The organism is Arthrobacter sp. (assembly GCF_030540645.1).
In the GTDB taxonomy this organism is placed as follows: domain Bacteria; phylum Actinomycetota; class Actinomycetes; order Actinomycetales; family Micrococcaceae; genus Specibacter.
This window is the reverse complement of record NZ_JAUNVV010000066.1, coordinates 1-3148: the sequence shown is the minus strand read 5'-3', so window position 1 is coordinate 3148 and position 3148 is coordinate 1. Positions and strand designations below refer to the sequence as shown.

Annotated in this window: 3 protein-coding genes; all 3 read right to left on the bottom strand. The window is 60.4% G+C overall.

Translation table 11 applies throughout. The annotated features are described in order from the left end of the window. On the bottom strand, positions 1-1616 hold a 1616-nt coding region (ettA, locus tag Q4P21_RS12005), incomplete at its 3' end, for an energy-dependent translational throttle protein EttA (protein WP_303389003.1). A gap of 94 nt (positions 1617-1710) precedes the next feature. Continuing rightward, positions 1711-2100, bottom strand: coding sequence for a hypothetical protein (locus Q4P21_RS12000; protein WP_303389002.1), 390 nt, complete (start codon positions 2098-2100; stop codon positions 1711-1713). Between the two features lie 171 nt (positions 2101-2271). Continuing rightward, positions 2272-2919, bottom strand: a complete 648-nt coding sequence (locus Q4P21_RS11995; protein ID WP_303389001.1) for a single-stranded DNA-binding protein — start codon at positions 2917-2919, stop codon at positions 2272-2274. Positions 2920-3148: the final 229 nt, after the last annotated feature.

Genomic DNA, 3148 nt, shown 5'->3' with positions numbered 1-3148 from the left:
ATCTTGTTTTCCTCGTAGGCGTCGTAGTTGCCTTCGAACCAGTGCCAGTTGGCCGGGTTCTCGTTGGTGCCTTCGTAGGCGAGGATGTGGGTCGCGACCCGGTCCAGGAACCAGCGATCGTGCGATACCACGACGGCGCAGCCGGGGAATTCCAGCAGCGCATTTTCCAGGCTGCTGAGGGTTTCCACGTCAAGGTCGTTAGTGGGCTCATCCAAAAGCAGCAGGTTTCCACCCTGCTTGAGGGTCAGCGCCAGGTTTAGGCGGTTGCGCTCACCACCGGAGAGCACACCTGCCTTCTTTTGCTGGTCCGGTCCCTTGAAGCCGAACGCGGCAACATAGGCGCGGGAAGGCATTTCAACCTGGCCCACCTGGATGAAGTCGAGTCCGTCGGAGACGACTTGCCACAGGGTCTTGTCCGGGTCGATTCCGCCACGGCTCTGGTCGGCGTAGGAGATCTTGACCGAATCGCCCACCTTGAGCTTGCCGCCGTCGAGCTCTTCAAGGCCAACGATGGTCTTGAACAGCGTTGACTTGCCAACACCATTGGGACCGATGACGCCGACGATGCCGTTGCGGGGCAGGGTGAAGCTGAGACCGTCGATCAGGACACGATCGCCGTAGCCCTTCTTGAGGTTCTCGGCTTCCAGCACAATGCCGCCCAGGCGCGGGCCCGGTGGAATCTGGATTTCTTCGAAGTCCAGCTTGCGGGTGCGGTCTGCCTCGGCAGCCATTTCCTCGTAGCGGGCCAGACGTGCCTTGGACTTCGTCTGGCGACCCTTGGCGTTGGAGCGTACCCACTCGAGTTCTTCGGTGAGTCGCTTGGCCTGCTTGGCGTCCTTCTTGCCTTGGACTTCCAGACGGGCGCGCTTCTTCTCCAGGTAGGTGGAGTAGTTGCCTTCGTAGGGGTACAGCTTTCCGCGGTCCACTTCGGCGATCCATTCGGCGACGTGGTCCAGGAAGTAACGGTCGTGGGTCACGGCAAGGACGGCGCCGGCGTAGCTCTTCAGGTGCTGTTCCAGCCAGTTCACGGACTCGGCGTCCAAGTGGTTGGTGGGCTCATCGAGGAGCAGCAGGTCCGGCTTTTGCAGCAGCAGCTTGCACAGGGCAACGCGGCGGCGCTCACCACCGGAGAGGACCGTGACGTCGGAGTCGCCCGGCGGGCACTGGAGAGCGTCCATGGCCTGCTCGAGCTGGGAGTCGATGTCCCAGGCGTCGGCAGCATCGATGGCTTCCTGCAGCTTGCCCATCTCTTCAAGGAGGGTGTCAAAGTCAGCGTCGGGGCTGGCCATTTCCTCGGAGATCTCGTTGTAACGGGTGATCTTGCCGTAGATCTCGCCAACGCCTTCCTGGACGTTGCCCAGAACGGTCTTTTCCTCGTTCAACGGCGGCTCTTGGAGCAGGATGCCCACCGTGTAGCCGGGGCTCAAACGGGCTTCACCGTTGGAGGGGGTGTCCAAGCCGGCCATGATCTTCAAAATGGTGGACTTTCCCGCACCATTGGGTCCGACGACGCCGATCTTGGCGCCCGGATAGAAAGACATGCTTACGTTGTCAAGAATGAGTTTGTCGCCAACAGCCTTGCGGGCATCGGACATTGTATAAATAAATTCCGCCATACCCTCAAGGTTAGTGGGTGCGACGGCTTAACCCACATTCGCAGACGTATTTGTGAGGCAAGCGTCACGGCGCGGCTAGGCCATGGCCCCTTGGTCAGTGGACGTCCCCGACGAAGCAGCGTCCGGATGCCAGCACCGGCAGGATGGTGACTGCAACCTTGCCGTCGCGTACCTGGCCGATAACGCACTCTTCCGCGATGGGCGTTGCAGCTTCAATCGCGTCAACGGCAAGGCCCGTTGGCGTGATGTCGACAGAGACCTCGGTTTTTTCCTTGACTGCACCGGCGTCAAGCATGGCGGTCATCATCTGTTGACGGTTGGGGGCCTTGGTTCCCGCAGCAAGCGTGGTCAAGGATGCCGTGAGCTTCTTGGAGAATTCTTCCGCTGCCGTCGGTGGTTGCGCAGGCTTTTCGGGCGCCTTTTCGACTTCCTGGGCAGGCGCTGAGGTGCTTGCTGCTGCTGGTGTGGGAGCTTGAGAAGCCACTTCTCCAGGCAAAAGGGAACAGCCACCAAGTGCCACGGTTGCAACCAGTAGAGCAGAGACTGCCACAGCGCGAACCTTCATGTGAGGTGATGCGGGCTGGTGGCGGGATGTCATCTTTTCCAAAGTCACCCCGCCATTCTGCCATGACAGCCGGTGCGTTGTTCCACAGATCTAGAAGGGCGCGGCTTCCTGCAAGATCTCCCCTGTCTGCCGATCTGCACGCTCCCCCTCAGTGAGGCCACTTTCATCGTCAGCACTGCCGGACTCATCGTTGTCGCCGTATACCGCGGCGGCGGCCGCGTCACCGTCGACGTCGTCGTCTTGTTCTTCGTCAGCCCCGTCCGCGCCGGGCATGGAGTCATCGGGAAGATCCCCCTCGTCTGCACTGAGGAAGGAGTCTGCAGACTGCAATGCTTCTCCAGCATCGGCTCGCGACGCCGATTGGCCGACGGGGTGTGCGCCTGCCATGCGGGTGTAGTGGGCCATTCCGAATTGAAGATCGGGGCCAATGCCGTCAGCATCGATGTCGACGCTTGTTCCAGTGGTGCCGTCCTTGCGCAGGAAGGTCTGGATTTTGAGCCTTCCCATGACCAGGATGCGATCGCCCTTGTGAATGCTTGAGGCAGCGTTCAGGGCAAGTGCCTTGAACGCGTTGACGCGGTACCAGTTCGTCTGACCGTCCTCCCAGAGTTTGGTGATGGGATCTTGGCGACGTTCGGTGGAACCCATGCGAAAGCTCCCGATGACAAGTCCGGTTGGGGTGTTGCGCATCTCGAACTCGGAAGATACGAAGCCCCGGATACTGACATGGTTGGCCATGGCGATGCCTTTCTCTAAGCCGCAGCTGCGGCGGTGTTCACTTGCTTCAAGCCAACACCTGTTCCGGTACGGTCACCAGTAAGAATGCGCTGATTGTGGACGCACGCCCGTGCTGGTGAAGCTGTGGAGGAAGAGATCGGCCAGGAAACCTGATAATTTAGATGCGGCCCTTAGTTGGGCCACGCCTCGGTAGCTCAGCGGATAGAGCAGGAGCCTTCTAATCTCTTGG

Coding starts and splice junctions, on each gene's coding strand:
- Q4P21_RS11995 (WP_303389001.1), bottom strand. CDS start 2,919: ATGGCCAACCATGTCAGTATCCGGGGCTTCGTATCTTCCGAGTTCGAG.